Origin of the sequence: Lysinibacillus sphaericus (genome assembly GCF_015844675.1) — a bacterium.
In the GTDB taxonomy this organism is placed as follows: domain Bacteria; phylum Bacillota; class Bacilli; order Bacillales_A; family Planococcaceae; genus Lysinibacillus; species Lysinibacillus sphaericus_E.
Genome location: NZ_LDGC01000011.1, coordinates 25,803 through 52,694, shown reverse-complemented (window position 1 = coordinate 52,694; position 26,892 = coordinate 25,803). Strand labels below are relative to the sequence as shown.

Here is a 26,892-nt window from a genome sequence, read left to right as displayed (position 1 = left end):
CCTTTTTCATTATGGATTGGCCGTGATAGTCCAAGGTCTTTCAATTGTTTGTCCGCTTCCTCCTGAATTAAGGAACCTTCTTTAAATAGCCAGACTTTGATTGATAGTCAATTGCCATTAATAGTTGTGCTTTAACTGCTTTTCTAAAGTGTATTCTTTAATCTTGAAAACTGTTGTCTGAAAACCATGATGATAAGTCGAGGACAATATCGGCGTTTTCAAGAATCGTTTGCTCATCTTTTTCCACAATTTTTGTCATAAGATGATTAATATTGTTTTCTGTATTTATACTATTTAGTGCGTCATGGCCAATTAGAATAGTTTGTAATTCATCAATTGAGAAAAACTTTTTATCAATTTTGTAGTTAGCTAATATCCCCAAGCCTCTACCTTGTCCGGGATAACTTACTATAGGTATTCCCGCTAAATTTAGCGATTCAATATCCCGGTAAATAGTTCGTTTCGACACTTCAAGTTTTTCTGCCAATTGTTGTGCCGTGATTTTCTCGTGATGAACTATTAAATTTTAAATACTAAACATTCGGGTTGATTTCATTGCCCCTCTTTCTTATGTTTTCTATTACAGTATTATTCTATTATTTACCCAGTCTGATCTTTTTTCCAATAAGTATTTGGCCCATTACATGTTAATGTTGCGTTTTTCGGTACCTGTTTCATTATGAGAAGAAGATTTAGTAAATCAACTGACGATCCCATTGCGTTTAGTATGACCAAATACTTTAATGTCGTTGTTAATAGACCAAATACACTTAAAATTAGTGGCAACAATATTGAAAGTATGATAAAAGGCGCAACCGTAATGAAGATATATCTTGATTTTGAAATCTCTTCTTCCGTAATGACAAAAGCCCCGAACAGAGTAAACCCTACAGAAGTTTTTTCTGACTTTATAAAATTAGGAATGAATATCAAATGCAGTAATTCGTGAATAATCAATAGTAAAGCTATCCATAAAATAACATTTAAGTTAATTGTTATAGATAATCCATCAGGTGTAAATCCGAAATCGCTTAATGAAATACTAGAAAAGGTTTTTATCACTCCGATAGAGATCATTGAAGTGATTATCATTAAAGGGATCGATAACCAAATAGCACTTAGTAAATTTTCAGGCTCTTTCATTGATATCCAGCCGTTTTTAATTAATTTTACATGTAAATTTGGGTTACTTTTCGGCAATTTATTTAGTATTTTCATCTAACCCCTCCATTACAATCTATTGATGTTTAACAATTTCACTTAATTGGTATATGCCCACTTTAAGTTCATCTAGTGAAGCATACCCATAGGAGATTCGTATAAACAACCCTGACTTTTCAGCATAAATACTACCCGGATTAAGAAGGATATTGCAGGATAATGCTTTCTCAAATAGCCTTTTCACTTTAAATTCAGGCTTTATGTTAACCCATATGAACAATCCACCTTTTGGGATGTCCCACGTAGCGTATGGACTCAAGTATTTGTCCAGTGCATCTAAAGCCACTTTTCTACGAATTTTAAGTTGTTCTCTTACCTTATCAAGGTGATCATCATATAGATTACTTGAAAGCCACTCTGCTGCCACGAGCTGGGAAAGAGTACTTGATCCGTAATCAGATTGCATTTTTAAATCTGCTAATCGATTAATGACTGACTCCGAGCCAACTATCCAACCAATTCGCAATCCTGGACTTAACGTTTTCGATAAACTCCCAACATACAACACGTTTCCATAATGGTCCATTGCTTTTAATGGCTTAGGTGGTGGATTATCAATCCATAAATCACGGTACACATCATCTTCTATAACTGGCAGTTGCTCTCTTTCACAGTATGCCATTAATTTTTGTCGTCTCTCTTCTTGCATTAATGCGCCTGTAGGATTGTGGAAGGTTGGAATCGTATATAAAATATTCTTGCCTTTTTCATTAGTCGGATAAATGGAATCTATAATAATCCCCTCACTGTCCATCGTTAATCCTTGCAACGCCATTCCAGCAGACTCAAAAACAGTTAATGAGTAAAGGTAAGATGGCATTTCTAACAATACCGATGAACCTCTTTTCAGAAGTCCAATTGAAATTAGATGTAAAGCTTGGAGCGCACCAGAAACGACAAGAATGGACGACGGAGATGCTTCGATTCCTCTTACTTTTAAATAATCACTAATGGCTTGGCGTAATTTTATATTTCCTTTCGGCTCTTCATAGCCAAAAGTGGTCAATTCATTCGAAACCTTTTGAACAACGGCTTTCATCTCTTCTAAAGGGAACATCTCTGGTGATAATTCCCCTTTACTCAACTGAATAAGATTCGCATTCGATTCCGCTTCGTTAATTTCCTGCACCATAGAAACACTAGGTTTATGAATGCCTAAAGTGACATTCTCATTCCAGTTCGTAGAGGATTTTGCCCCCATCAAAGTCCAAGTATTATTGGTGACGACAGTTTCCTTCCCTGCTTTACCTTCAATGAGCCCTTCTGCCATTAGTTCCTCTAATGCTGTTATGACTGTACTACGGTTAACCTCAAACAAGTTTGCTAGATTACGTTGACTTGGTATAGGACTGCCGATCGCCCACTCTCCCTTAGCAATTTTCTCTTTTATAAATTCAATAATCAATTGGTATTTTGGCTTTTTCATATGCACGCCCTCTTTTGAACTGGTTGGTTTTTTTCATTTTAACCTGTTGGAGAAATTTTACCAAAATCCTATTAATATTGAAAACATGAATTTAATTGGTTGGATGAAAAAGTAAAACGAGGTGTATTCATGTTAAAAACATTAGATTTAAAAATAATTTCTGCTCAATTCATTACAATCCTTTTATGGGCATCGGCTTTTCCAGGAATACGAGTGGCATTGACGGCATATTCACCTGAACATATATCACTCTTACGCTTATTAGTCGGCTCATTCATATTAATCATCATAGCCGTTATTACTAAAACGCCTTTACCTGCGCGAAAAGATATCCCAATTATTTTATTGCTTGGATTTTTAGGATTCACTGTATATCAAGTAGCACTTAATTATGGGGAACAAACGATTAGTGCTGGCGTTGCAAGTTTACTTGTTTCAACAACCCCTATAATCACCGCTTTGTTAGCTGTATTCTTTTATCGTGAGAAGCTTGGTTCATGGGGATGGCTTGGTTCACTTGTTGGTTTTTGCGGTGTAGCATTTATTTCTGTGGGAGGTTCAACTGAAGACTTTGCTTTTAATACTGGGATGATCCTAGTTTTAGTAGCATCCCTTTCGGAAAGTATATACTTTGTTTTTCAACGTCGTTATCTTGAAAAATACGGGGCTCTTCCCTTCACGATGTACGCAATTTGGTCAGGTACTATTTTTATGTTACTATTCTCGCCTGGCCTAGGTGAAGCCATTTTGGATGCACCATTAAATGCAACATTCGTCACTTTGTATCTTGGCATTTTTCCAACAATCATTCCTTATTTTATGCTAGCCTATGTTACATCACGAACAGGAGCAGCTGAAGCAACGGGTACACTTTATTTAACTTCTGTTTTCGCATTTCTTATCGCTTGGATTTGGCTTGGTGAGGTTCCACATTTTTCGGCCATAACAGGCGGCTTGATTACTTTAGTAGGTGTATTTATTGCAAACATAAAGAAAGAAGATATTTTAAAAGAAAATAACAATGCTCAGAGTTTAAATTAACTGTCTCGATTGAATAATTGCTTCATTACTCTTTACAGACTGTTGACAACAGGAATTAGTATAGTTCTTTACCTGTTGTCCTTTTTTAATCTTTTTACGTAACAATTTCTACTTTTGTAGATAATACTTTTTCGTTCGAACATATTGCATTAATACACCTTTTTACTTTATTTAACTATCAGAAACTTCGAGAATCATTAGACATTTAGTTGTCCATCTCAATTGATCTCAGTGCACATAATAAAAACCCTCCACAATTGTGAAAGGCAATTAGCGATTTCTTTCGCTTTCTAAGAATACTCACTTGAAATAAAAATCCATCGCGTTTTGATAAAGAATTTTTTCTGCTGACATGGAATCAAACAACTCTTGAATCAGTTCAATATCTGCATAAGCAAAAGGTCTTTTTGCTCGTGTGGACGGTAAGTCTGTACCGAACATTAACGCTTCGGGATTGACAGCAAAAATAGATTTCAACGCATGTTCTACATTGAGCTCTACACGACCAAAACCTGTCGCCTTTACTCGTACACCTTTTTCTACGAGTCGCAATAAATGAGGTAAGCCTTCCTCAGAGAGTCCTAAATGATCAATTGAAATCGCCGGTAATTTTTCAATCGTTGGTACAATTTCAGGCAAATTTTTTGCGTCAATATATAATTCACTATGCCAGCCAGCTAAATCATAAACACGTCGCGCAAAGTAATCGAGCTTCGATAAATCTTCGGAGCCGCCGCGCTTCACATTGAATCGGAGTGCGCGTACTCCTTTATTATGTAAATCAATAATTTCATCATCTGTCACCGAAAATGGAAGCTGTGTAACACCACAAAATGCAGATCCCATTTTCTCTAAAGCATTCACTAAATAGGCTTGATCAAAACCTTGAAAAGAACCAGATACAATCGCCCCACCTACAATGGGATAAGTCGCTGTTTCTTTTTGGTAATCTTCTACAACATAACTAGGTGGTACATACCCTTGATTTTCAGTAATCGGAAAATCAAAATCAATAATATGAAAGTGTGCATCAAAAATTTCCATCTTACCGCCCCCTTTCTTATATATTATCAAACAAAGAACATAAAATAAATTTATGTTTTTTCATACATACCCATAATTTTTTCTTATCATAAAAATTCTTGCAAGAATCCCTCCAACATTGTCTTAAGCAAAAATAATAGTCCTTACAAAAAATACCTTAGCGCATTGCTGCCAGATGTATTCATCTAAACAAAAAAGCTAGGCCCACAAAAAAATTGTGAATACCTAGCTTTCTTTATGCGTGTTCATTTGTTAACCATGACATTACTAGTTTACCATATTATTCTATTTATGTCTAAACAAACTGTGATATTTTTCGATTTATGCTATATAGTCAACGCTAAGCACCCAAATCGAAATTATTTGTTGCTAGGAAAATCATCTTATTAGCTTATATATAGAGCTTTAATTCTTATTCACTCTTCATATGTTTGACTTCTTCGACCATACTTGATAGCTTCATGAGCGTTTTCCAATTACGGACAGTTGCTGGAATCTCAAGCTTTTTTAGATTATTGCCTAGTTTGGAATTTCGAACGCTGTCATAAAATAATAGATACACATCCCTTCCATTTATGACACTGCGTTCTCTTTCGTTTGCATAGGATAAAAACTTATCACTATTGACTTTCGAAGGAGCTGTCGGCAGCAAAGCAACATGCAAACACTCCCCTTTACATAATTTGTCCGCTTCTGAAATTTCCTCATCTGAAAAAGGAGTTTGACTAATAATTTGCTGTATTTCCTCTGCTGTTCTAATGACAACAACGCTAGATACCCCAAAATCCTCTTTAATTTTATCATGAATCTTCGTTTGCAAAAGCTCCTCCGTTTCGTCTGATTCAAAAAGGATGTTTCCACTTTGGATATACGTCTTCACATTATGTAATCCTAATTGCTCAAGAGAATTTCTTAATTCTACCATGATTATTTTATTATGCCCGCCTACATTAATTCCTCTAAGTAATGCAATATATATGGTCATGCTATCCGCCTTTCTAGTTACATTTGATTTAGCCTTTTCTTGCTTTAAATGTTTACCTCCTAGAATCACTAATACTTTCAAGAAAAAATAATAGACACCCATAATATGAGTGTCCATATAGATTTTTTCTTATCGATAAGAATCATGTGTAGGTTGAAACAAGTCTTCTTCTGAATTTCTAACAACAGAAAAGTGTTCTACATTGTAATGACCATGCAGTGTATGATTATGATGCTTTATAATATGTTCCGCACTTAAAACATCACTGTCGGCTGTTGAATGCCCATCACCAACTAACGTGACATCAAAACCACTAATAGTCGCCGTTCTTACTGCACTATCTATACAGTGTTGCGTCGAACAGCCCATCACAACAACATGTGTAATTTCTTGTGATTGCAAATGATTTAGAAGTTCAGTTCCATGGAAACAATTCGTTGCTTTTTTATCGAAAATCTTTGCTTCTTGAGGAACAGTAATGCCATTATGAATTTCGAATCCTTTTCCTTTACCTTCCGCTACATCAAGATCTCTTACAAATGCAACTGGTACATTTGTCTTCCTTGCTTTATCAATGACTAAATTAATATTCCTAATAAGTTGTTCTTTATTAAAAACAGCCTTTTCTTCCTCATTACCATCCAATAATTCTTGCTGAGCATCAATAATAAGTAAAGCCTGATTCAAATAATTTTCCCCTTTCAATCTGAGAAAACGCTAATAATTATTAGTTAGACGGTTTCCCCTTTTTACTTATCACGCTAACATAATTTTTATCCATACTATCTACCCCCTAAATGAATTTGTCATTTAAGACTAATTCATTTTACCATTTATTCCAAAAAGGTAATAGCTGATAAAATGGAACTTTTCATGCTCATCACCAAAACGTCTGTTTGTTCTTACTGTGCGCTTTCCTGAGGGCGTCGTTCTCCACTCTAATTAGTTTTAACAAATGTCATCCTCCAACTTTAATCATGATGCCACATCTCACTATACCTTGATATTATTACAATGATTAAGTATGTATGTCATACATTGAACCGTATCATCAATGCGTTGTTTTTTCGAATTATAATAACGTATATTTGAACCTTCTCGAATACTGATGGCTTCGTTAATAATTTTATGAAACTCTTCAGGTAAATGATGTATTGCGAATTTACAAGCATCTACTTTTGAAACAATATCATTTTCTGTTAATGTGTAAAGCTGTCGTAACATCCCAGTAATAGACCATTCTACTTCTTCATCAACTAACTTATTTGGTATCACAAATACCATAGATTTATATTTTTCCATCGTTTTCAATCTATTCGACCAATAACTGTTCATGTTTTGCAAAACATAATTAGCCAGCACTCTTTCTTCTACACTGAAGTTATAGGTTGCTATATCCGGCCCTAAAACGGTAATCCCTTTATTTTTTAAAACCCACCAAGTGATTGGGTTAATATCATCCTTACCCCAATTTGTTTTGCCTTCATTTACCTTTAGACAGCCTTTTACCTCACTCTGTTTCTTTCCTACATCCCCAAATAGTAGATAACTTCCATCCATCCCTATTTCCTTATATTTTCGATTTAATTCTTTGTGAAGGTCGGATATTACTTTCGCATCTTCTTCTGTTAAGGTTTTGTTTACAACTGTAATAAAATCGATATCACTAGACCCGTTTATGTAAGCGTTAAGCGCAATTGAACCGTGTAAATAAAACCCTTCAATTATATTCGGTATTTTATTTTGAAATAAGGTTAAATAGTCATTTATAACTGTTTGAACCGGAATAGAAATTCTAGAATCCATAAAAACTCTCCTTTTCAACAAATAATACTTATATTACCAAAACGAATACCTTATTTACAATTATTGATAATATAGTGATTATCAGAGATGAAATTTATTCAAACTTATGCTCGTTTGATCTTCGCACCGATTGGACGTCAATAAAAAAGCATGCTGTTTGCAGCGGATCAACCCTACGTTATGAATAAGAGATAATATGGAGTATCTTTTAAAAATGCATTGGGTATTCTAGGGATTAGATAAGGAGTGGGGGAATTTGTACACTGGCTATTTACAAGTAGTTGTTCAAACGGTTATTACCTTTTTTGCTCTTCTGACACTTACGAGATTTTTAGGTAAAAAACAACTAAGTCACCTAACCTTCTTTAACTACGTAACTGGTATTACAATCGGTTCTATTGCTGCCAATATGGTAATTTTAAAAACCATTGTATTCATAAAATTTTTAATAAGCTTAATTGTTTGGTGTGCGCTTACTACTTTAATTAGTTACATCGCTCTAAAATCCGGAAAAGCAAGAACAATACTTGACGGACAACCGACAATTTTCATTAAAAAAGGGAAAATAGATAAAGAAGCTCTAGCCAACACTAAAATTAATCTTGATGACCTTACGATGATGATTAGACAGTATCAAGTTTTCTCGATTACAGAAATTGACTACGCTATTTTAGAACCAAATGGCATGCTTAGTATTTTGAAAAAGCCTGAATTTCAAAGCACCCAAAAGACTGATTTAAATATCTATCCTTCAGCTCCAGCTTTTATCCCTATTGAAATCATCACAGATGGGAAGCTATTGCCACGAAATTTACTGGAAGTTGGAAAAAGTAGAGAATGGCTAGATAACGAATTAAAAAAGGCAAATGTTAAAACAATCCAAGAAGTTTTATATGCAGAAATTCAACCAGACGGCAACTTATTTATCCAAAAAATTGATTAAGAAGTTTCTCCTATTCAGTTGCTTCCAAGCACCTAACACTTGACAAAAAAATTTTTTTATGCAATAATTTACTTTTATTATATTTATTTGTACAATAGGATTCTCCTGGCCAGGGGGAATCCTATTTTTTTTGAAGGAGTGTATTTGCATGAACAAAGGTGAATCCAGTTTAACTTCATTAATCTCAGCTTTTAGTAGAGCTTATCATAGTCAATTCGATACCCCTAAAATTTTTGATGACTATCTAGCAAAAGAGTTAATCACACAAAAAGAGCTCCATGACATTCAAACAAACATGATTCAAGGCATCCAGTTTTTTAACAAAGAAATCGCAGAAAAACTATATGGACAAACTGAAGAACTATTAAAATGGATTGTGCAAACTCAACTCTCCCCTACACCCTTGGCACGTGCAGCATATTGCGAAAAAGTTGTGCACAATGAAGTCATGTTAGGTTTACAGCAATATGTCATACTCGGAGCAGGATTAGACACATTTAGCTTAAGACACCCTGAATTTGAAAACACTTTAAAAATCTTTGAAATTGATCACCCTGCAACCCAGGAGTTTAAAAAGAAAAGATTAACTGAAGTTGAAATAACGCTTTCAAGTAATGTACATTACATTTCGATGGATTTCACAAAAAAGTTTTCCTATCAACTTCTAATGGATAACGGCTTTGATTATAAAAAAACGTTCTTTAGTCTACTAGGTGTTTCCTATTATTTAACGAAAGAGGAAACGGCAAGCTTACTTAATCATTTGTTTGCCAATGTACCGTCTGGAAGTTCCATCGTATTCGATTATGCAGATGAAAAATTATTTTCTGAAAAAGGAATTTCAAATCGAGTAGATAATATGGTGAAAATGGCTGCAGCTAGTGGTGAACCAATGAAATCATGTTTTACTTATAAAGAAATGGAAAAAATGTTAGAAAACTCAGGCTTACTAATTTATGAGCATTTATCTCCAAATACAATCAATGACCTTTATTTTGACAATCGAGAAGATTATTTAACAGCCTTTGAAACAATTCACTACATTCATGCTGTGAAAAAGTAAATTGAAGTTTGGAGGAGTCAAATGAAAATTTTTCAATTATCTAAAGAAAACGGCAAAAATATAACAGAATTTAAGTCAAATTTTATTATGTCTCGAATTATTAACACTGAATCATCAGCTAGTATCGGATGTATGTATTTAGAAGAAAACGGTGTTATTGGCTATCATCAAGCAGTAGTTCCCCAGCTTCTTTTAATTATAGATGGAGAAGGATTTGTAAGAAATGAACAAGAGCAATATTTTCAAGTCTACTCTGGTGACGCAATTTTTTGGGAGAAGGACGAATGGCATGAAACAAAATCGGATAAAGGATTAACTGGCATCGTGATAGAATCTGAACACTTAAATCCCGCTGCGTTTATGCCTACAAAGAAAGTTGTCGATATTTTCTGAATATTTCTCAGGCAATTAACTATGCAAGAATAACATCTTATCATATTTTAGTAATGTAAGATGGTTTAGTCTTACACCTCCCAAGCTTTGTTACTAAGGGTCACTTATTATTATAGGTGACCCTCTATAAATTTACTATTCAGTTAATAGTGTTTTTCTATAGTTTATTGACAAACTCCCAGCGGGTTTCCGTCTGGGTCATAAAAGGTAAAAAATTTCGTCTCACCCTCTCCATCTATCTCATTAACTTTAACATTCTTTTCAACTAAGGATCGATACGTTTCTTCAATGTCATGCGTAATAAAATTAAAGAACTTCCCGACCCCAAAATAATTATCTGGAAAATTTAGTGGTATATGATTTTTTGCTTTCACTAAACAAACAACAGTTTGAGATTCTGCATCAATTTTCATTACTGCAGCGCCTTTCTCTAAGTATAAAAGTGAAAATCCTAGTTTCTCCTCATACCATTTTGCAGATAGTTCGGGGTTCTTAATTGGAATAAATATTGCTTCTACTCCCTTTAATATAGGTTTACTCATATTTTCCCTCCTTGTAGTTTTCTTTAAAAATAGGGCTCAGCTCACTCCACACATCAAACTTATTTCCGTCTACATCATAAAAAACAAAATTTTTTCCCGCATGGCCCCTATTTTCAACTTTAATTCCTTTATCAATCAATTATGCCTCGGCATAATTGCGTCCGGAATTGGCTTTGGGCTTGCTCAAAAAACTCCTTTCCAATTCCGTGACATCCGCCGGAGGCTTTAACTTCTTTCAGCGGGTGTTCGGACACCTGCTGAAAGAAGTTAAACCTTTTAGGTTATCGAGAAATGTTCTTCCCCATAGCCATCAATGAAATTTGAGCTTTGATTGTTCATGGATTTCACAAGAAAAAAACTTTGATTGGCAAAATTAACAATCGCCTTATCACTATCCTGGTAACAGCGTTCTGCACCCAATTTGCATACATACCATTCACATGACCGTTCTACATTGCTGACTGGAATATATGTAGTTCCTATTCTAATTAACTTTTCACACATCTACTCACCCTCTCCAATGCCACAAGTAAATTATTCTACGCCCTTTCTTTATATCCCTTTTAAGCCATGTTACAATTTTGTCCTCACAAAATGCTAAGTTTGGTTTACAGTCTACAACGGCCAGACTCAATTTCGAGTTCTGGTCATGATGAAAGATAGGTGTCAAAGTTAGGAAATCCAATAAAAACAGTAAAGATTCTCCCCATACATGGACTCGAATGAGTATTCCCTCTTCTGTAGATTAACTTTACAATTTAAAAATTGATTCTATATATTATATAGAAAGAGAATTGTAATCAGGCACTTTAAGTGTATTTGATTCATAGAATGAAGTGTGCTGTCGGAGATAAAATATATTCTTTATGGAGGAATTTTGAAATATGGAACATAAAAAAATAACCTTATGGCGCCCTAAAGGTTTTTTGCAGTGGCTATTAACAGGCATTTCAGTAGTACTAACACTTCTTACCGTCATGATAACGTATGCCATTTTTCATACAACTAATATTCTTAGTGTAATTGGTTTCCTTGGATCGCTTGCATTGTACACGCCATGGTTTTTATTAATTTTAACATTTTTTATCATTGCGCTATTAATACTTGCTTTATGGAAAAAAGCTAAAATCGCTCAATTCATGTTGATTCCGCTATTTATAATACATGTATTTCTAAATGTGGAGCCAATTATAGAAATGAAGAACTACGCTAAAAAAGAAAATGTTCAAGTTTCACTTTACTCTCACTTTTTTTACAAAACAGAAATATCATCAAAGTTTACAAAAGATATCGTATTCGGAAAAACTACAGATGGCGTTGAGTTAAAGCTTGATATGTGGCTCGCCAATAAAAAATCGAAAAGCACAAGTACTCCAGCTGTAATAAAGGTACATGGAGGCGGATGGGTTGAGGGCAGTAAAGCGAGTGCCCCTTATTTGAATCAATGGTTAAGTGAATTAGGATTTACTGTTTTTGATATAGACTATCGCATGCCACCCCAAGCAGGATGGAAAGATGAGGTAGCTGATGTGAAATCGGCAATAGGATGGGTAGTAGAACATGCGGATACTTACAAAATTGATCTTGAAAAAATAAACTTAATGGGTGATTCAGCAGGTGGAAATCTAGCTATGCTCGCTGCTTATAGTATGGGAAACACAACTTTACCACCGTCCACCAATGTACCATCAGTACCTATTAATACTGTGATAAACTTTTATGGACCGTCAGATATGACAAAATTTTATGAGAATAACCCGAGTCCAGGCTATGTGCAAAATGTTATGAAAGAGTATATAAGGGGCACACCTTCACAATTTCCTGATCGTTATGAAAAGCTTTCTCCTATCAATTATATTGGAGAGCACACACCCCCTACCATTATGTTTTTAGGAACGAGTGACAGTCTTGTCCCAACAGAACAAGCTAAAATATTAGGCAAGGAACTTTCCATGAATCATGTTCCTCATGAGATCTATTATCTTCCGAAAGCTGAACATGTTTATGATGGAGTACTAGGTAGTTTGAATACCCAAATAACGTATGAGAAGCTCAAAACATTCCTTCAGAAATATAACAAATAACATACAGAAAAAATTGTAGATAAAGTTGACTTTTAAAAGAGCACCCTTGTTAAGCAAAAAACGTAATGAAGTAACCTGCCTGTAGTGGACTCCACCACCGTGTTGTTGTGCATATTGGAGCAAACGACAAAATGACCAGACTCCATCTCGAGTTCTGGTCATCCCTTCTTTTACATTTAACTATCCTTTGCTTTGAACAATTATTGATCACTATACTTGAATGTTTTTAATGAAATAATAAGTGTCAATGTTAAGTATCCTATTAGAAGGAGTAAAGATTCTCCCCATGTACTATAGTTATTTATAAATGCAGCTTTAATCCCATTTAAAAACCATTCAAATGGATTTACCAGACTAATATATTGGATAAAGTTTGGTGCCTTTTCCATTGTAAAAAATGCATTGCTACAGAGTAACATTGGTATCATCAGTACATTGGCAGTCATACTTAAATGTCCCTCGTTCTTCACGAGACTTGATAAAAAAAAGCTTAAAAACACAAAACTTAATGAGGCTATTAAAATAATCGGTGTCATATATAAGAATATATTAAAAGATACATCTAGATGATTGATAACGATAGAAAATAAAAGCACTATATAAGATAAAATAATGGCAACTATTGCCCACGAACTCGAAATACTAATGATATATTTCCATAAAGGCATAGGTGTAGCGTGAAGTAAATTATAGACACCTCTTTTTCTTTGCGATAACGCTATAAAAGCAGTGGTCATAAACGAATAAAAAAATACACTCACGGCAATGATTCCTTCTACATAATTTTCTGCATAGTTCGGTACAAATAACCTTAGCGCAATAATCGCAGCGAATGGCATTACTATTGACCAAAATAGTAAATACATATCTTTTATACTCGATTTCAAATTTAATACAAAAACAGCCTTCATTTTCTCACTCCTCACATTGTTAATTCAAAAAATAATTCTTCTAAATTTTGAGTTTGGTAGTGCTCCATTAAACTATCAGGTGAACCATTTGCAATTATTTTTCCATGATGCATCATCAGCACTCTGTCAGCTACATTCATTACCTCCAACATATCATGAGAAGAAAATAAAACGGCAACCCCGCTATCTTTTAAACGTTTAATGATTTGTTGAATTTCTCGTTGTCCTCTTGGATCTAATCCTGCAGAAGGTTCATCCAAAATCACAAGTTTAGGATTATGCAAAGTTGTCACGATAATTGCCAGGCGCTTTTGCTGTCCTAATGACAGTTTAATAGCAGGCATTTTTTTCACCTGCAAAAGATCAAAGGCTGCAAGTTTTTCATCTATCAGCATTTTTGTTAGCGAAACCCCATAAAATGCAGCAAATAATTTCAGATTATCCTCGACAGAATAGCCTTCGAAAAAAGGTGTTGTTTGAAGCTGCGTACCTATTTCCTTTTTGTAATCAGATGTCCAGTATTTAATTGTTCCACTGTCCTGAGGAATAATGCCAAGTAGCATACCGATAGTTGTTGTTTTACCAGCACCATTTGTGCCCACTAAAGCTACTATCTCCCCCTCATTAATATCAACATCTATATGATCAACGACACATCTAGTTTTGTAACTTTTCATTAATTGACAAGCACTAATTAACTTTTTCATATTTTCTCCCCTTTACTTTTCGTTGTATATTCAACGTTGAACATATAACTATTTTTTAACTCCCTCATTCGAGGGAGTTATTTTTTTTCATAATATCAATAGCTTGATGTACAAATTTTGACTGCACTTTCACAATTTCTAGCATATTATCAAATGCTAGTTGTGTTACTGCTGGCAATTCTCCTTGCAAAGCAATCAATTTCGCCTCATAGCCAGCATTGATAGCCTGCTCTTCTTGCGCTAAAATTTTTTTCTGCTTTTCTAATGCTTCTACAGCTTTAGCTTTTGGCAGTTTAAATGCAAAGGATACACCAGAATACAAAGTTGTAGGATACACTACAGAGGATTTTTCAAGAGCCTCGATGATTAATTCTTGCTCATGCTCCCTGCCCTTTTCAGTAATTTGGTAAATTGCTTTTTGCCTATGACCTGTGGATTCAATACTAGCCACCTCTATATAGCCATCTTTTTCAAGCTTTTTTAAAGCATTATAGATAGAGCCGATTAGCACACCACCCCATCGTTCAGCGTCACTTAATTCAAGCATTACTTTAATATCATAGCCTGTCATAGGTTTTAGCCCCAACATAGCAAGAACTAATAGCCTTGTCATAATAATCACCTTTTTATATTCAACGTTGAATAAGTTAAATATACCGTTTTTCGATTTTTTTGTCAATTAGCTTTATTATTCTTTTTTAAATGTTGGAAAAATCTAAATTCGCTATAATAAAGTATTTTATGATAAAATGTATCATATTGCGCCATCAAAGGGGCATGTACCAATTCAAACTGTAGCAAATTTATTTGCTACAGTTTTTTTATTATCATATAAGACTCGACATAAGTGCGTTCAGAAGCATTAACTTCATAAGACAAACACTCTGTATGTTGCATCCCAAAAATTAGACCATCTAATAATTAGAGGTGTAATTTTTTATGAGGATACAACAAAAAGCATTTCTACATAATCCAGACATCATAAAGGTATACTTACATTATTTGACCCTTTTACTATGTTAATTCAGAAATTTGCTGTGATTAGGTAAAGCAATCTGCTCGAATTCAGTAGCTAACTTATGCAAATTTCTAGTAAGCTCTTCCCCCTTCATTGGCAATCCATGTCCTGTAATAGCAACTGAAGGTTTTAGCGCCTCTAATTTTTTTACAGAATCCCAAGCTGCTTGCCAATCCGTCGTAAAGTATCGCGGCGGCCCGCTAATTTCCTTTTTTTGTAGCAACACTTTGTAGAGCGACTCCTGTTTAACCGTAACAAATGCATCTCCAACAATTAATGCTCGATCCTCTTCGCGAAATAAAGATATATGCCCTGGCGTATGACCCGGCGTATGAATCCAGCGAAAACCTTCCATAAATGGAATACTACCATCGGATGGAAGTGCCTCAACGTTGTTTCCTAAGTTGATCGCTTCATTCGGATAAATGGATGAAACTTTTGCTAGTAAGCCACCATTTACACTAGGATCAGGTTTAGGGTAATTTTTTATATCCGTTAAATAAGGTAATTCTAAAGAATGTGCATAAACCGGCATACCCCAGTGTTCAATTAAATCAATTATCGCTCCAACATGATCAAAGTGACCGTGCGTCAAAATTAGCGCTTTAGGTCGACTATTTGATCCAAATCTCTCCTCGGCTATCGAAATAATTTCCTTTGCACTTTTTGGCATGCCTGCATCAATTAATACGAACTCTCTCTTATGAGGTTCACCGTAGAGTACAATATTAACAATTTGAATCGTATGTTGATATAAATCAGGCAACACTTCTACACCATCACCACTCCAAATTGATGTTGCAGGAATATATTTAAAGTCGCTACCATAGTTCATATTTTCACGCATAGGAATCCCTTCTTCCTCATTGAATTGTAGACAATTATATTTTTCCTTTATACAGTAAAGATATAGCAAGAAAAAAATGGGTTTTATATTTTCCTAAAGCATTAATTTCTTTCAGCGAGTGTTTGAATACTCGCTGAAAAGCAGCTTAAATCCGCATCTATATCAGCTGGTAAAAAAACGTCAAAAACTAACTTCCGCTTTATGTCCCTATCTTTAGTGCCTTTCAATCACTCGTGCCATAGTCTTTACACCTACAAATATCATCCTCTCTTTCACCAATAAGTAATAAAATAGTTTCATTGTATATTACTACCTATAAATGTATAATTTAACCGTATTTTGTTCGAAGTAAATGATTCTTGTTTAAACTTCGCCAAATAAAAACACGAAAGGAATGTGGTAGTTTGAAGATTGTAGGAATTATTATAGCTATTGTGGTTTTACTTATTGTTGGTTTAATTATTGCGAGCAAACGAATTGTGAAAAACGCAAAAAAATCACAGTTAGAAATGGAAGCGGCTAACTCATTACCGAAGGAGAAACAGCATTTGCTTGCCTACGGTGCCAATATAGCTCTTTACCGGTCTGAGTCGCCTCGAATACTGCCGGTGAAAGTAGCTCACGAGACTTTGAAAGAAGGCCTTTCCTCATACTGGGACGTTAGTAATCCAGAGGAAGCTGTAGAAACCCTAGAATGGCTTCTTATGGAAGGACATCGTGCAACATATGACGAGTTCTTTATGGCGTTGAAAGCTGGGCAGACTTTTACAGAGGAAGAAGTGGGCAAATCTCAGAAATGCTATGAATCTGCACAAGAAGTAATGATGAAGCAGCTTTCCTTTACAAAATCAGACTATGACCGTGTGGACACTATTGCCGCATGGGATTTTGACCGAGCTGTAAATATTGCAAGATGGAGCTACATAGTTGGTTATTTATCCGAAGAACAGGCATGGAGCTATATTGCGAGAGCAGCTGATGCAGGCAGCCATTTCTTCCAATCATGGAATGACTACTTTATTTCCTTTGCATTTGGTCGTGCCATTGCTTACGAGGGTGACATTTACGACATCATTTGGAGTGGCAAAGAATTGCTAAAAGAAGATAGTTCGATTTGGAATGAATTTAGTATTAATCGATCAGCAGTACAAAAAGTCTAAAACTTAACATTGGACAAGGTCTAAGAGAGTATTCTATTTAGAGTACAAAGAAATGAATGATAATTAAAACAAAGACCTGCTAGATATTTAGCTACTTTCTTAGCTAAAATCTAGCAGGTTTACTTATTTACGAACAGCTTCAAATGTAATTAATGAATGCTCTTTTGAAGGCTTTTTGTTATAAATATATTCAGCTGAACAAGTAATATCAGAAAATCCTAAGCTTGTTAATATGTGCTGGAATTCTTCTATTCCGTACCATCTCAACGGAAATCTTTGCAGTTCTGAATCTATTAATTTACCATTTCTCCATTTTTCATATTTCAAAACGGTTAGCGTATATTGATCGATCCAGTTCATTTCAACCGCTTTTCTTTCTAATGCAATTCCTTCCTCTTTCGAAATTTCATAGTAAGACGAAGAAGTTTCCCCTGTTTGCCAGTCTGTAGGTAAAAGCAAGTCTACAATTAAGCGTCCTCCAGGTATCAAATGATTATACATACATGTTAATGCATCCATTGCATCTTTTGAATTCTCTATTAAGCATAAAGAACCTGTAGGCATAACAATCGCTTCAAATTTTGAGTCTATTGAAAAATTGCTCAAGTTACCTTCATATAGATTTGGCATGAATCCTCTTTCTTCACAACGTTTTCTGCATAAATCTAACATTTTAGGTGAGTAGTCAATTCCCTCAACATTATATCCCTTTTCAAGTAAAGGAATTAAGAAGCGTCCAGAACCAACCCCCGCTTCAAGCACTTTTCCCTTAGTTCCCTTTAGTCGTTCAATATAATATTCAATATCCCCACCAATAGAATATCCTACTGGTTTTGTCAAATCATAAAGTTCTGTACATAATGGACCGTAATAACTATACAAAGTAATTCCTCCGATTTTTTTGCAGAAGAATCTCTATTATACTTAGTTCTTCCACACCTTATTAATGTTTGATAAAAAAATAGAGCTGACTTTCATAATTAATCACTCACTTTCGTAAAGAATATAGTAAAATTATACATAATTACTCTAAATTTTACAAATATTTTTTAAATTCCGAAATGAGCTAAAGAATGGTTAGAAGAACTTACTGCTGGTCTTGTGCTCACTAAAAAATAAGGAGAGAATGCTATGAATAAAGAAAAAGTGTTTGCAAAGTTCCCTTTATTAAACTCCGAAAAGCTAGTACTAAAAAAAATTGAAGATGCACATTTACAGGAACTATTTGCGATTTATGATAATGAAAAAGTATTTGAATACTGCGGGATAATCCCTAAACATAATATCCAAACAGTGAGTAAAATGATTGGTCATTTTGATAGAGATTACAGGAAGGAAAGCATAGTTAAATGGGGCATTTTTCAAAAATCTCATAGCGATCAATTAGTAGGTATTATAGAAGCAATGGAATTTAATCAAAAAGTGAATATGGTGACGATTGGTTACTATTTAGCAGAGGACTTTTGGGGTAAAGGCCTTGCATCTGATGCGGTTAACATAGTTGTCAAATATTTATTTGAAGAAGTTCATATAAATCGAATACAGGCCGAAGTAATGCCGTTAAATGAAGCATCTAAAAAGGTTCTCCAGAAAAATGGTTTTTTAAAAGAAGGACTTTTGAGACAAGCTAAAGTGTGGTCTGGTAAAGGTGTTGTAGATTTAGAAATATACGGCTTGCTTAAAGAAGAATACATCGTAGATAAATAATTGGGTGAGGTTCATAAAGCTTGTGTGTTTAAATCTCTTACTCATATTGTTCAGTAATGAGATTTCTACTTTATGAGATTTTCATACTCTTTCTTTCACTAACCTGTTCAGCTAGTTCACTAAGAAATAAACATCTTAAAAAGATATTTGGAGTACCGAATGACATCAAAGGAACTATTAACAACAAAAAACAATGATGCATTCTGTACTAAGTACTGACGTTGCAACATTGTTTTTGGATTTTCTACATGTTTGTATTTATCAAGAAGATATATTAAATCAATCTAAAGTTGTAGCTACAAGAGGAATCCGCTACATTTGCACATATCGAAAAAGCCCCCCGTTTGTTAAGTAGTTCATGTCTATTCAAACAATGGAACGTTTGGTTCTATCCCATAACAATGAACAAGCATAGAGTTTAATTGCCCTCTATGATGATAAACGTGAGCTAGGATCTCTAATAACCATTCATATCGTGAGTATGTTACACCCCAATAAGAAGTAATTTCCTCATGTAGCTCGACTTCTGTATAATTCATAAATTTATCTTCTAAAAATTGATAATTTTTTATCAATGCATCTTTCATCTCATTTAGACCCTTATATGAAACACTTAAATAAAATTTTTCCAACTTATCTTGAGATGCCCCATCTGAAATAAGTGAATCAGCTACACAAATAATAGCAATATGTTCCAACAACTCTCCTACGGAATACTTGCTAGGTGTAGGTTTTTTTTGCAAGTCATGTTCTGTTAACTTTTCTATCATCTCAACTATTGTCGTTATAGCGAATTTAATTTGATGTAATGCGCTTTTACAATATATATTCATCGTATCCTCCTTAAGTTAATTAAATTAACAATAACACAATTTGGATAAATATGTAATATCGAGTTAATCTCTCCCTTCTAAGTGCAATAAAGCCTTAACCTAGTTTCACCTTATAGTACAAATCAATCATTTCGTCAAAGGTTTATAACACATAATTCTTGCTGACACCATTTCTGAGATATAATGAAAATTAATCTACACCAATACGCGAAAAAGAGTGATTTTATTGACTAATGGGCATAAACCTATCAACTTACAATACAGTAAAATGCGAATAACTTATTTGATAGCTATTGCTATCACCATTTCGCTCGGCTTAGCTTCTAGAAAATGGAGTACCCTACTCCCATCATTTTTAGCGCAGAACGTAGGGGACATACTATGGGCTATGATGGTCTATTTCGGATTTCGATTGCTGCTAGTGCGTAAAAGGGCCCTCTCAGCTATTTTGTTTAGTTTTTTGTTTAGCTTCGGCATTGAATTTAGTCAGATTTATCAGGAAGATTGGATTAATCAGATTCGTGGGACTACGCTCGGGGCTTTGATACTTGGCAAGGGCTTTCTTATAGAGGATTTGGTTCGATATTCAGCAGGAATCATAATCGCTACTGTTTTGGATATTGCGGCAATTAAATGCACGCTTCGATGTTACATGGAAAATCGCTAGAGAATTAAAGTAAGTCTCTAGCGATGTTATATTTAGGGTTATTTTAATGAACCATATTTTAAATGATCAATCTTTATTACAAACCAATATGAAGATTGGTCATCATCTATTCATTAACCCAATTGATTAATTCTTTATCAAAAACATCCGGTTCTTCAAACATTGGGTTATGGCCGCTTTTTTCAAAAATGAGCTTCTTCACATTTTCAAATGAATCATCAATTACATCCCAGAGTGAAACAGGAGCGACTAAATAATCATACTTTCCTAATCCTAGCAAAATAGGTTTATCTAAATGAGCCATAGATTGGATTAGATTTCGTTCAACAAAAGCTACACCCCAAAGATAATCAATAACTTCCATATTTGTATAGACGCCATCCCACATATAAGTAACATCGAACGTGTAGTCATAAAAGCTATGCGCTCCCATACGAATACACATATGCACAAATCGTCTTTTTGGATCATTGTGAATATCATTCTGTAAAAAAGCAATATCATGCTCGAATTGCTTTGTACGCTCAGCACTAGCAGTCTCATTAAAAAATGAAAAACTTTGCTGCTGTCTCTCCTGACTGTTTGTCGGTGCTGAATTTAATAATATGACCTTCTGAACATATTGAGGATATTTTTCGGCATATGCCAAAGCCATAAATGCGTGTCCAGAATGTCCTAAAATGATAAAATCCTTAAGCTTTAATAATTGTCTTGCTACTTCGATATCCTCGACAATTTTATCCAAAGTATAATCTTCTTTCTTTAAAGCACGTGGTGGCTTCACAAACCCTCTATGATCCAAAAAGATAAATCGAAAATGTTTATATAGATGTTCCGAGAACAAACGTGGATAATACACACTGCTACCCACTACCAATATTGGCTTACCTTGTCCCTTCACACAATATTTCAAGTCAAAACCTTCATTTAAAATGCTTTGATAATTATTCATTATAATCGTCCTCTTTTCTTTTTATATCGAAGAGCTATCATGTAATGCTCTTCTTTTATCACTCCCTTTCTATTTTACGTTCCCGTGTTTTCTCCATAGAACGCTCCAGCATTCTACCTCACCTCTCATTATTATTTTATATGTTATTTATATCGAACAATAATATTTCCCCTATCAATATGCCTGATAATATAGAAAAGTAAAATTATTATATTGTGAACCAAGTATACAATAAGAATTCAGTAGTTTAAAATTATTAAATATTAGTAAAATATAGAAAGTTAGAGGATACAAAAACATGAATAAGCGATTACAACTCATCATAGCCTTGAGAGAGAATGGTCGATTGGAAGAAGCAAATCAATTAATGGTAGCACTAGTTAAAGAAGATCCTGAAAATGGATACTACCAATTTCAATGTGCATGGACATATGATTCATTAGGGAAAGAAAATGAGGCTGTCCCCCACTATGAAAAAGCGATTCAACTAGGGCTCGAACCAGAAATTTTACTAGATGCTTATGTAGGGTTAGGAAGCACTTATCGTACGTTAGGGCAATATGAACAGGCACAACGTATTTTTGAACAAGCTTTAAGTGAGTTTCCCGCAGCCGAACATGTAAAGGTATTCTATGCTATGACTCTCTATAATCTCAAGGAACATTCAAAGGCTATGGAAATTTTATTAAATACAATAGCCGACACTACTAATGATGAAGGTATAAAAGATTACCGTAAAGCCATTAAGTTTTACAGTGATAAACTTGATCAAACGTGGGAATAGCACAAAAAACGCAGAAAAGATCAGGCTCCTATTTGGTAACCTGATCTTTTTGTATTACTTCACAATATTTGTCTTTTTATCGGTAGAAATAAATGCAACAAATAATAATGAAATTATACCGCTAAAGAAAAATAAATAGCTTAAAGGAATTAAAAAGAAGTTTCTTTCTATGAGTGTTCCATCTGGCAGTATTTCATCCCCGATAATTCCCTTCGTAAATAAACATAAAACTCCTATTAAAATCGGTAAAGTTGCAAGGATATATTTTTTCATCATTCTTCCCTCTTTATTCATTATCTTCATTTTATCCGTATTCCAAAATGTCACCTGGTTGGCAGTCTAAAACTTCACATATTTTTTCTAATGTAGAAAATTTAACGGCTTTTGCCTTTCCGTTTTTCAAAATAGCAACATTCGCCAATGTAATCTCTAGTTTTTCCGATAATTTTGTAACACTCATTTTTCTTTTAGCTAGCATGACATCAAGATTTACAATGATAACCATCGTTTACACACCTCAAATCGTTAGATCAATATCATGCTTTATCTCACTCGCTTTTCTTACTAAATAAGAAAGCATTGAAGTAAAGACAGAGATTATGATTGTAAAGAATAAAATAAGCAACATAATTACTAGGACATTCGTGTGATAGCTACCAACTGAAAAAATATAAAGTAACGCAGATATATATAAAACACCTTCGATCATAGCTAACACGCTTATTATTTTTAATCTATCTGCGTTCGCGACCGTAAAATCTTGATTGGAGCCAATATCCTTACCTATTTTCCATCCTAAATATAATGCTGTAAAAAATAGGATCCAATGCAATAAATGGTTTATACAACGATAGTAATTCTTCTGAATCTAGAAAAACTTCTTTCCTGTTTGTGGTCCTACATAAATACAGAACAGTACACCAAATAAAGCACAAAATACAATTATCAATTTTAACCATCTTGATAATTCTTTTTGCTTCATAAAGCACCTCTTTCATAACTTACTAATGACAGAATAGCTTGCTATTCATTCCAAGTCAATAATTATTTATCGAAAATCAATAAATAATTATTGATTAAAAAGACACTACCCTCTTTTTCATCCGAAATACTTGTTAAATTGGATCAATATGATAAAATAAGAACGTGCATTCGCTCTCTCTTAATTTTTTCACGGGAATATTTTTTCATTAAAATAAATTGGGTGCGAGAATATATTTTAAAATATAATATTTAACGTCGGATAATCTGTAATTTTTAGCAGTTCGACTTTCTTTCAAACTAATGTTTAGTTAATTAGTAACCTTAATATGAGAACATATATAAAGAGCATGTTTTGAAAAAAGATTGATCAAAACATGCTCTTGCTTTAGCTTTAAATTCTTTTTGACATTTTTCGATGCACTAAATGCTCCATTCTAAAGCTCATTGAAGGTTTTATGTAACCATACAGTAAACTTCTCACTCTCCTCGAACTGTGGATAATGAGCTGACTCTTCAAATATAATAAACTCTTTTACAGGTGCTTCTAGGCTATCATAATAATTTTTTGCAGCATTAACAGACTAAAAAAGCTTGCTTCGAAACAGATGTTGCACGATTTTGCCGATCCTATCCATCACTTTGACCATTCTATCCACGATTTTGCCGCCTCGTTTGACAACTATCTGATTTTTAATATTATTTTCCCTTTCGCCCTTCCTGACTCCGCATATTCCATCGCTTTTTGAGCATCTTCAAATTGAAAAACTCTATCAATTATAGGTTTGATTTTTCCAGTCTCAATATAGTTTGCGATTATACGTAATTGTTCTCCACTTGGCTTCATAAACAAAAACGTATATTGAACATTATGCTTTTTTTCAAGCTTAGTAAGTTTATTACTTGCTGCTGAAAACAACATCGTTTTAAAAAATCCAGAACCATATTCTTTAGCAAAACGAGCATTCGGTAATCCTGAAACGGAAACAATTTTCCCTCCGCTTTTTATCACTTCGAATGATTTTTCGAGTATCTCGCCCCCAAGTGTATCAAATACAGCATCATAATTTTTTAGTATCTCTTCAAATTTTTCTGTCTTGTAATTTATAATTTCATCTGCACCAAGAGATTTAACTAGATTCGCACCAGCTTCACTGGCAGTCGTTGCAACAGTGGCACCCATTATTTTGGCCAATTGAATAGCAAAGGTACCGACACCGCCAGCCCCAGCTTGAATTAAAATCTTTTGTCCCCTTTGTAATTGTAAAATGTCTGTTAGGGCTTGGTAGGAGGTTAACCCGACCAGTGGGATCGATGCTGCTTCTTCAAAACTCAAATTTTTAGGTTTTAAGGCGATGTCATCTTCATGAATAGCGATATATTCAGCAAAAGTACCGATTTTACTCTTCCGTGGACGTGCATATATTTCATCCCCAACTTTAAAACGAGTCACTTTTGCACCAACCTTTGCAACGACACCAGAAAAGTCATTCCCTAAGATAAGAGGCATTTTATATTTTACTAACAATTTCACTTTCCCATCGCGTATCTTAAAATCAATAGGATTAATACTAGCTGCATGAATTTCTGCGAGTACCTCATATTCACCAATTTCAGGTGTAGGCATTTCTGCTAATCGCATTGGAACTTTCCCATATCTATCAATAACCATTGCTCTCATGGCATATACCTCCAAATAATGTGTGTTTAACTTCCAGCATTTCAATAAAAGTTCTGCATGAACTTGTCAATATCCAACATAAGCGTTCTTAATAAACCTAATTCTGTACGTACATTAATATAATAAAAGTTTTTTGTCCCTTCTTTACGCATTAAAATAACACCGGCATCCCGTAAAATCTTAAGATGATGGGACACTGCAGGTCGAGAAAGATGTGTTTGTTCAGTGATTTCACCCACACGTAATCCTGTTTGACAATCCGCCCCCATTAGAACTAACAAGATCGATTGACGTGTTTCATCACCAATTGCCAATAGTACTTTTTGACAATTAATAAAATCTTCTTTAATCATATTTAGTTGGTCCTGTTTATTCATTCAGTAAAATACCTCCAATAATCGGTTTAATCGTTTAAGTTGATGAACCATACTGCCGAATACAACAATATACTATTGTTATGTTAAGTGCAATATTGAGAAAGCAAATCGAGACGAATACATCTTATAGGGGATGCATCATTTACTTTTAAAGGAGGCTATGTTTGATGATTGCTCTAAGATATAAAGCAACATTCCACTTTGGTCCGTTAATTTAAATTAACACTAGATAAGTAATCTAGAGGTCTTCTAAAAAGAAAAAACCCTGAACTTATAGTCAATTCACTACGATTCAGGGAGTATTTCTTTTATGGTCCTTTAACGGGAGAACATCGAACTTTTTTTAACCAAAATGAAGCTTTTATTGAATTGGCATAAATGACACTTGCCAAATGTCATCTTATTTTTAATCATCTTAAAAATCATTTGAAAACCATTTGGGAACTATCAATACTTCTGCCTCCTAAAAATCGGATCATTTATATTTTAGTAGTTTTATGGAAGAGCACTACCTTATATATACTTTCATTGACAGAAAAGTTTTACAACATGAAATAACGGCTGCTTTAAAAGCAACCGTCATTGATACATAGTTTATAATGCCTTGGAAGCCTGATGAATTAATGCAGCTACCATTTTATCCATTTGTGCAAAACGATCGTCTTTTGTTTGACCATTGACGTATCGATAATAGATTTGCTGACAAATTACAGCTAATTTAAAATAGGCAAATGTAATATAATAATCGATGGTCGAAACATCTCGTCCGCTTTTCTCTGCATAACGGTTTATGAATTCCTGACGTGTGTAAAACCCTGGTAAAGTCGTTATTGGTGGTTCTCCAAATGCGTATAGCAGCATTTTTGGATCATCTGCATGCATCCAATAGCTCATAGCTACCCCTAAATCTGCTAATGGGTCCCCTACAGTTGTCATCTCCAAATCAAAAAGACCAATCATTTCAGAGTAATCGCTGGAAAACATAGCGTTATTAAGCTTGTAATCATAATGAATAATAGTCGCTTCACCATTTGAAGGTACATGGTCCTCTAACCACTTAGTCAACGCCGCTACTTCAGCATATTCTGCCGTTTTCGCTTTGTCATAGCGTTCAATCCACCCATGGACTTGTCGTTCCATAAATCCTTCTGGCTTCACTATATCCTTTAATTGCGTTTCTTTATATGGTATTGCATGAAGAGCTACAAGTGAATTAACCATCTTTTCCGAAACGAGACGTCCTAATTCCTCCGTATTTTCAGTGCCAGATGGGAAATGAGTATCTAGTACGATACCCTTTTTGCGTTCCATTAGAAAGAAATCACTGCCGATAATATCTCGATCGTCAACGTACACATACGGTTTAGGTACTGCAGATAAAAATGGATGTAATGCCGATATAATCGTAAACTCACGTTTCATATCATGCGCTTTTTTGGCGACTGGCCCATGTGGAGGTCTACGCAGAACCACTTCAAATTCACCTACTTTTAGGCAATAAGTCAAATTTGAATGTCCAGCACTAAACTGTGAAATTTCTAGTTTCCCCTCTGGTAATTCCGGAAATTGACTCTTTAAAAATGAGTGTAATTTCACTTCATCTATACGTTCACTTGCCCTTACTTGTATCGTATCCATTATACCCCTCCTATCAATTATGCCCCGGCATAATTGCGTCCGGAATCGGCTTTGTGCTTGCACAAAGAACTCCCTTACCGA

At 34.4% G+C, this 26,892-nt stretch carries 30 protein-coding genes and 2 pseudogenes; 9 read left to right on the top strand and 23 right to left on the bottom strand.

Annotated elements, in window-relative coordinates; genetic code table 11:
• Positions 1–157: 157 nt before the first annotated feature.
• From ABE34_RS04095 to ABE34_RS04085, 3 genes are all read right to left on the bottom strand, one after another.
• Positions 158–520 carry a helix-turn-helix transcriptional regulator gene (locus ABE34_RS04095; RefSeq protein ID WP_346655524.1) on the bottom strand — a complete coding sequence of 121 codons (363 nt, stop codon included), beginning with the start codon at positions 518–520 and terminating at the stop codon, positions 158–160.
• Positions 521–600: 80 nt separating this feature from the next.
• Positions 601–1,218, bottom strand: a complete 618-nt coding sequence (locus ABE34_RS04090; RefSeq protein WP_197140651.1) for a DUF3267 domain-containing protein — start codon at positions 1,216–1,218, stop codon at positions 601–603.
• Between the two features lie 19 nt (positions 1,219–1,237).
• Positions 1,238–2,647 (bottom strand): PLP-dependent aminotransferase family protein, encoded by a 1,410-nt coding sequence (locus tag ABE34_RS04085; protein ID WP_197140649.1) that lies wholly within the window; start codon positions 2,645–2,647, stop codon positions 1,238–1,240.
• Between the two features lie 129 nt (positions 2,648–2,776).
• Between ABE34_RS04085 and ABE34_RS04080 the strand changes: the two genes are divergently transcribed.
• Complete coding sequence (locus ABE34_RS04080; RefSeq protein WP_197140647.1) at positions 2,777–3,688, top strand: DMT family transporter; 912 nt, start codon at positions 2,777–2,779, stop codon at positions 3,686–3,688.
• A gap of 300 nt (positions 3,689–3,988) precedes the next feature.
• On the opposite strand, the gene ABE34_RS04075 is transcribed toward ABE34_RS04080, so the two are convergent.
• From ABE34_RS04075 to ABE34_RS04060, 4 genes are all read right to left on the bottom strand, one after another.
• Entirely contained in the window at positions 3,989–4,732 is a 744-nt protein-coding gene (locus ABE34_RS04075) for an amidohydrolase family protein (protein WP_197140645.1), read from the bottom strand.
• A gap of 412 nt (positions 4,733–5,144) precedes the next feature.
• Entirely contained in the window at positions 5,145–5,834 is a 690-nt protein-coding gene (locus ABE34_RS04070) for a DUF1697 domain-containing protein (protein ID WP_346655522.1), read from the bottom strand.
• Between the two features lie 12 nt (positions 5,835–5,846).
• Positions 5,847–6,404, bottom strand: coding sequence for a cysteine hydrolase family protein (locus ABE34_RS04065; RefSeq protein WP_197140643.1), 558 nt, complete (start codon positions 6,402–6,404; stop codon positions 5,847–5,849).
• Between the two features lie 306 nt (positions 6,405–6,710).
• The gene (locus tag ABE34_RS04060; RefSeq protein ID WP_197140641.1) at positions 6,711–7,523 is read right to left on the bottom strand and encodes an aminoglycoside adenylyltransferase domain-containing protein; all 813 of its coding nucleotides are present in this window, start codon (positions 7,521–7,523) and stop codon (positions 6,711–6,713) included.
• A gap of 256 nt (positions 7,524–7,779) precedes the next feature.
• Between ABE34_RS04060 and ABE34_RS04055 the strand changes: the two genes are divergently transcribed.
• The 3 genes from ABE34_RS04055 to ABE34_RS04045 all read left to right on the top strand — a co-directional run bounded on the left by ABE34_RS04055 (position 7,780) and on the right by ABE34_RS04045 (position 9,922).
• A complete protein-coding gene (locus ABE34_RS04055) occupies positions 7,780–8,466 on the top strand; it encodes a DUF421 domain-containing protein (RefSeq protein WP_197140640.1) in 687 nt (228 codons plus the stop codon).
• A 148-nt stretch (positions 8,467–8,614) separates the two neighbouring features.
• A complete protein-coding gene (locus ABE34_RS04050) occupies positions 8,615–9,529 on the top strand; it encodes a class I SAM-dependent methyltransferase (RefSeq protein WP_197140639.1) in 915 nt (304 codons plus the stop codon).
• Positions 9,530–9,550: 21 nt separating this feature from the next.
• Positions 9,551–9,922 carry a cupin gene (locus tag ABE34_RS04045; protein WP_197140638.1) on the top strand — a complete coding sequence of 124 codons (372 nt, stop codon included), beginning with the start codon at positions 9,551–9,553 and terminating at the stop codon, positions 9,920–9,922.
• Between the two features lie 164 nt (positions 9,923–10,086).
• Here ABE34_RS04045 and ABE34_RS04040 read toward each other — a convergent pair whose 3' ends face one another.
• The gene (locus ABE34_RS04040) at positions 10,087–10,464 is read right to left on the bottom strand and encodes a VOC family protein (protein WP_197140637.1); all 378 of its coding nucleotides are present in this window, start codon (positions 10,462–10,464) and stop codon (positions 10,087–10,089) included.
• Positions 10,457–10,968: pseudogene (locus tag ABE34_RS25785) on the bottom strand (VOC family protein). The gene ABE34_RS04040 and the pseudogene ABE34_RS25785 overlap by 8 nt, the downstream one beginning before the upstream one ends.
• Positions 10,969–11,348: 380 nt before the next feature.
• Here ABE34_RS25785 and ABE34_RS04025 point away from each other — a divergent pair.
• Positions 11,349–12,548 carry an alpha/beta hydrolase gene (locus ABE34_RS04025; RefSeq protein WP_197140636.1) on the top strand — a complete coding sequence of 400 codons (1,200 nt, stop codon included), beginning with the start codon at positions 11,349–11,351 and terminating at the stop codon, positions 12,546–12,548.
• A gap of 200 nt (positions 12,549–12,748) precedes the next feature.
• Here the strand turns inward: ABE34_RS04025 and ABE34_RS04020 are convergent, their stop codons facing one another.
• The 4 genes from ABE34_RS04020 to ABE34_RS04005 all read right to left on the bottom strand — a co-directional run bounded on the left by ABE34_RS04020 (position 12,749) and on the right by ABE34_RS04005 (position 16,031).
• The gene (locus ABE34_RS04020) at positions 12,749–13,459 is read right to left on the bottom strand and encodes an ABC transporter permease (RefSeq protein ID WP_197140635.1); all 711 of its coding nucleotides are present in this window, start codon (positions 13,457–13,459) and stop codon (positions 12,749–12,751) included.
• An 11-nt stretch (positions 13,460–13,470) separates the two neighbouring features.
• Positions 13,471–14,166, bottom strand: coding sequence for an ABC transporter ATP-binding protein (locus tag ABE34_RS04015; protein ID WP_197140633.1), 696 nt, complete (start codon positions 14,164–14,166; stop codon positions 13,471–13,473).
• A 64-nt stretch (positions 14,167–14,230) separates the two neighbouring features.
• Entirely contained in the window at positions 14,231–14,779 is a 549-nt protein-coding gene (locus ABE34_RS04010) for a PadR family transcriptional regulator (protein ID WP_197140632.1), read from the bottom strand.
• 406 nt (positions 14,780–15,185) lie between these two features.
• Entirely contained in the window at positions 15,186–16,031 is an 846-nt protein-coding gene (locus ABE34_RS04005; RefSeq protein ID WP_197140631.1) for an MBL fold metallo-hydrolase, read from the bottom strand.
• Between the two features lie 404 nt (positions 16,032–16,435).
• On the opposite strand from ABE34_RS04005, the gene ABE34_RS04000 reads away from it, so the two are divergent.
• A complete protein-coding gene (locus tag ABE34_RS04000; protein WP_197140630.1) occupies positions 16,436–17,191 on the top strand; it encodes a DUF1266 domain-containing protein in 756 nt (251 codons plus the stop codon).
• A 123-nt stretch (positions 17,192–17,314) separates the two neighbouring features.
• Here ABE34_RS04000 and ABE34_RS03995 read toward each other — a convergent pair whose 3' ends face one another.
• The gene (locus ABE34_RS03995; protein WP_197140629.1) at positions 17,315–18,073 is read right to left on the bottom strand and encodes a class I SAM-dependent methyltransferase; all 759 of its coding nucleotides are present in this window, start codon (positions 18,071–18,073) and stop codon (positions 17,315–17,317) included.
• A 249-nt stretch (positions 18,074–18,322) separates the two neighbouring features.
• Between ABE34_RS03995 and ABE34_RS03990 the strand changes: the two genes are divergently transcribed.
• On the top strand, positions 18,323–18,898 hold the full coding sequence (locus ABE34_RS03990; RefSeq protein WP_197140628.1) for a GNAT family N-acetyltransferase: 576 nt from the start codon (positions 18,323–18,325) through the stop codon (positions 18,896–18,898).
• Between the two features lie 362 nt (positions 18,899–19,260).
• Here ABE34_RS03990 and ABE34_RS03985 read toward each other — a convergent pair whose 3' ends face one another.
• Positions 19,261–19,731 carry a DinB family protein gene (locus ABE34_RS03985; RefSeq protein WP_197140627.1) on the bottom strand — a complete coding sequence of 157 codons (471 nt, stop codon included), beginning with the start codon at positions 19,729–19,731 and terminating at the stop codon, positions 19,261–19,263.
• A gap of 268 nt (positions 19,732–19,999) precedes the next feature.
• Here ABE34_RS03985 and ABE34_RS03980 point away from each other — a divergent pair, with 268 nt between their 5' ends.
• Positions 20,000–20,398: a DUF2809 domain-containing protein gene (locus tag ABE34_RS03980; protein WP_197140720.1), complete on the top strand. Its 399-nt coding sequence runs from the start codon at positions 20,000–20,002 to the stop codon at positions 20,396–20,398.
• Positions 20,399–20,504: 106 nt separating this feature from the next.
• Here ABE34_RS03980 and ABE34_RS03975 read toward each other — a convergent pair whose 3' ends face one another.
• Positions 20,505–21,350, bottom strand: coding sequence for an alpha/beta fold hydrolase (locus ABE34_RS03975; protein WP_197140626.1), 846 nt, complete (start codon positions 21,348–21,350; stop codon positions 20,505–20,507).
• 298 nt (positions 21,351–21,648) lie between these two features.
• Between ABE34_RS03975 and ABE34_RS03970 the strand changes: the two genes are divergently transcribed.
• On the top strand, positions 21,649–22,134 hold the full coding sequence (locus ABE34_RS03970) for a tetratricopeptide repeat protein (protein WP_197140625.1): 486 nt from the start codon (positions 21,649–21,651) through the stop codon (positions 22,132–22,134).
• Between the two features lie 54 nt (positions 22,135–22,188).
• Here ABE34_RS03970 and ABE34_RS03965 read toward each other — a convergent pair whose 3' ends face one another.
• The 7 genes and pseudogenes from ABE34_RS03965 to ABE34_RS03940 all read right to left on the bottom strand — a co-directional run bounded on the left by ABE34_RS03965 (position 22,189) and on the right by ABE34_RS03940 (position 26,811).
• Complete coding sequence (locus tag ABE34_RS03965) at positions 22,189–22,410, bottom strand: DUF3955 domain-containing protein (RefSeq protein WP_197140719.1); 222 nt, start codon at positions 22,408–22,410, stop codon at positions 22,189–22,191.
• Between the two features lie 28 nt (positions 22,411–22,438).
• Positions 22,439–22,639 carry a helix-turn-helix domain-containing protein gene (locus ABE34_RS03960; protein WP_197140623.1) on the bottom strand — a complete coding sequence of 67 codons (201 nt, stop codon included), beginning with the start codon at positions 22,637–22,639 and terminating at the stop codon, positions 22,439–22,441.
• 12 nt (positions 22,640–22,651) lie between these two features.
• Positions 22,652–22,966 carry a DUF2975 domain-containing protein gene (locus ABE34_RS03955; RefSeq protein ID WP_241747184.1) on the bottom strand — a complete coding sequence of 105 codons (315 nt, stop codon included), beginning with the start codon at positions 22,964–22,966 and terminating at the stop codon, positions 22,652–22,654.
• 586 nt (positions 22,967–23,552) lie between these two features.
• A pseudogene (locus ABE34_RS24955) lies at positions 23,553–23,699 on the bottom strand (alpha/beta hydrolase); the annotation flags it as partial.
• A gap of 98 nt (positions 23,700–23,797) precedes the next feature.
• Positions 23,798–24,796, bottom strand: coding sequence for an NADP-dependent oxidoreductase (locus ABE34_RS03950; protein WP_197140621.1), 999 nt, complete (start codon positions 24,794–24,796; stop codon positions 23,798–23,800).
• A 41-nt stretch (positions 24,797–24,837) separates the two neighbouring features.
• A complete protein-coding gene (locus ABE34_RS03945) occupies positions 24,838–25,173 on the bottom strand; it encodes an ArsR/SmtB family transcription factor (protein ID WP_197140619.1) in 336 nt (111 codons plus the stop codon).
• Positions 25,174–25,767: 594 nt separating this feature from the next.
• Positions 25,768–26,811 (bottom strand): phosphotransferase family protein, encoded by a 1,044-nt coding sequence (locus ABE34_RS03940; RefSeq protein ID WP_197140617.1) that lies wholly within the window; start codon positions 26,809–26,811, stop codon positions 25,768–25,770.
• Positions 26,812–26,892 lie beyond the last annotated feature (81 nt).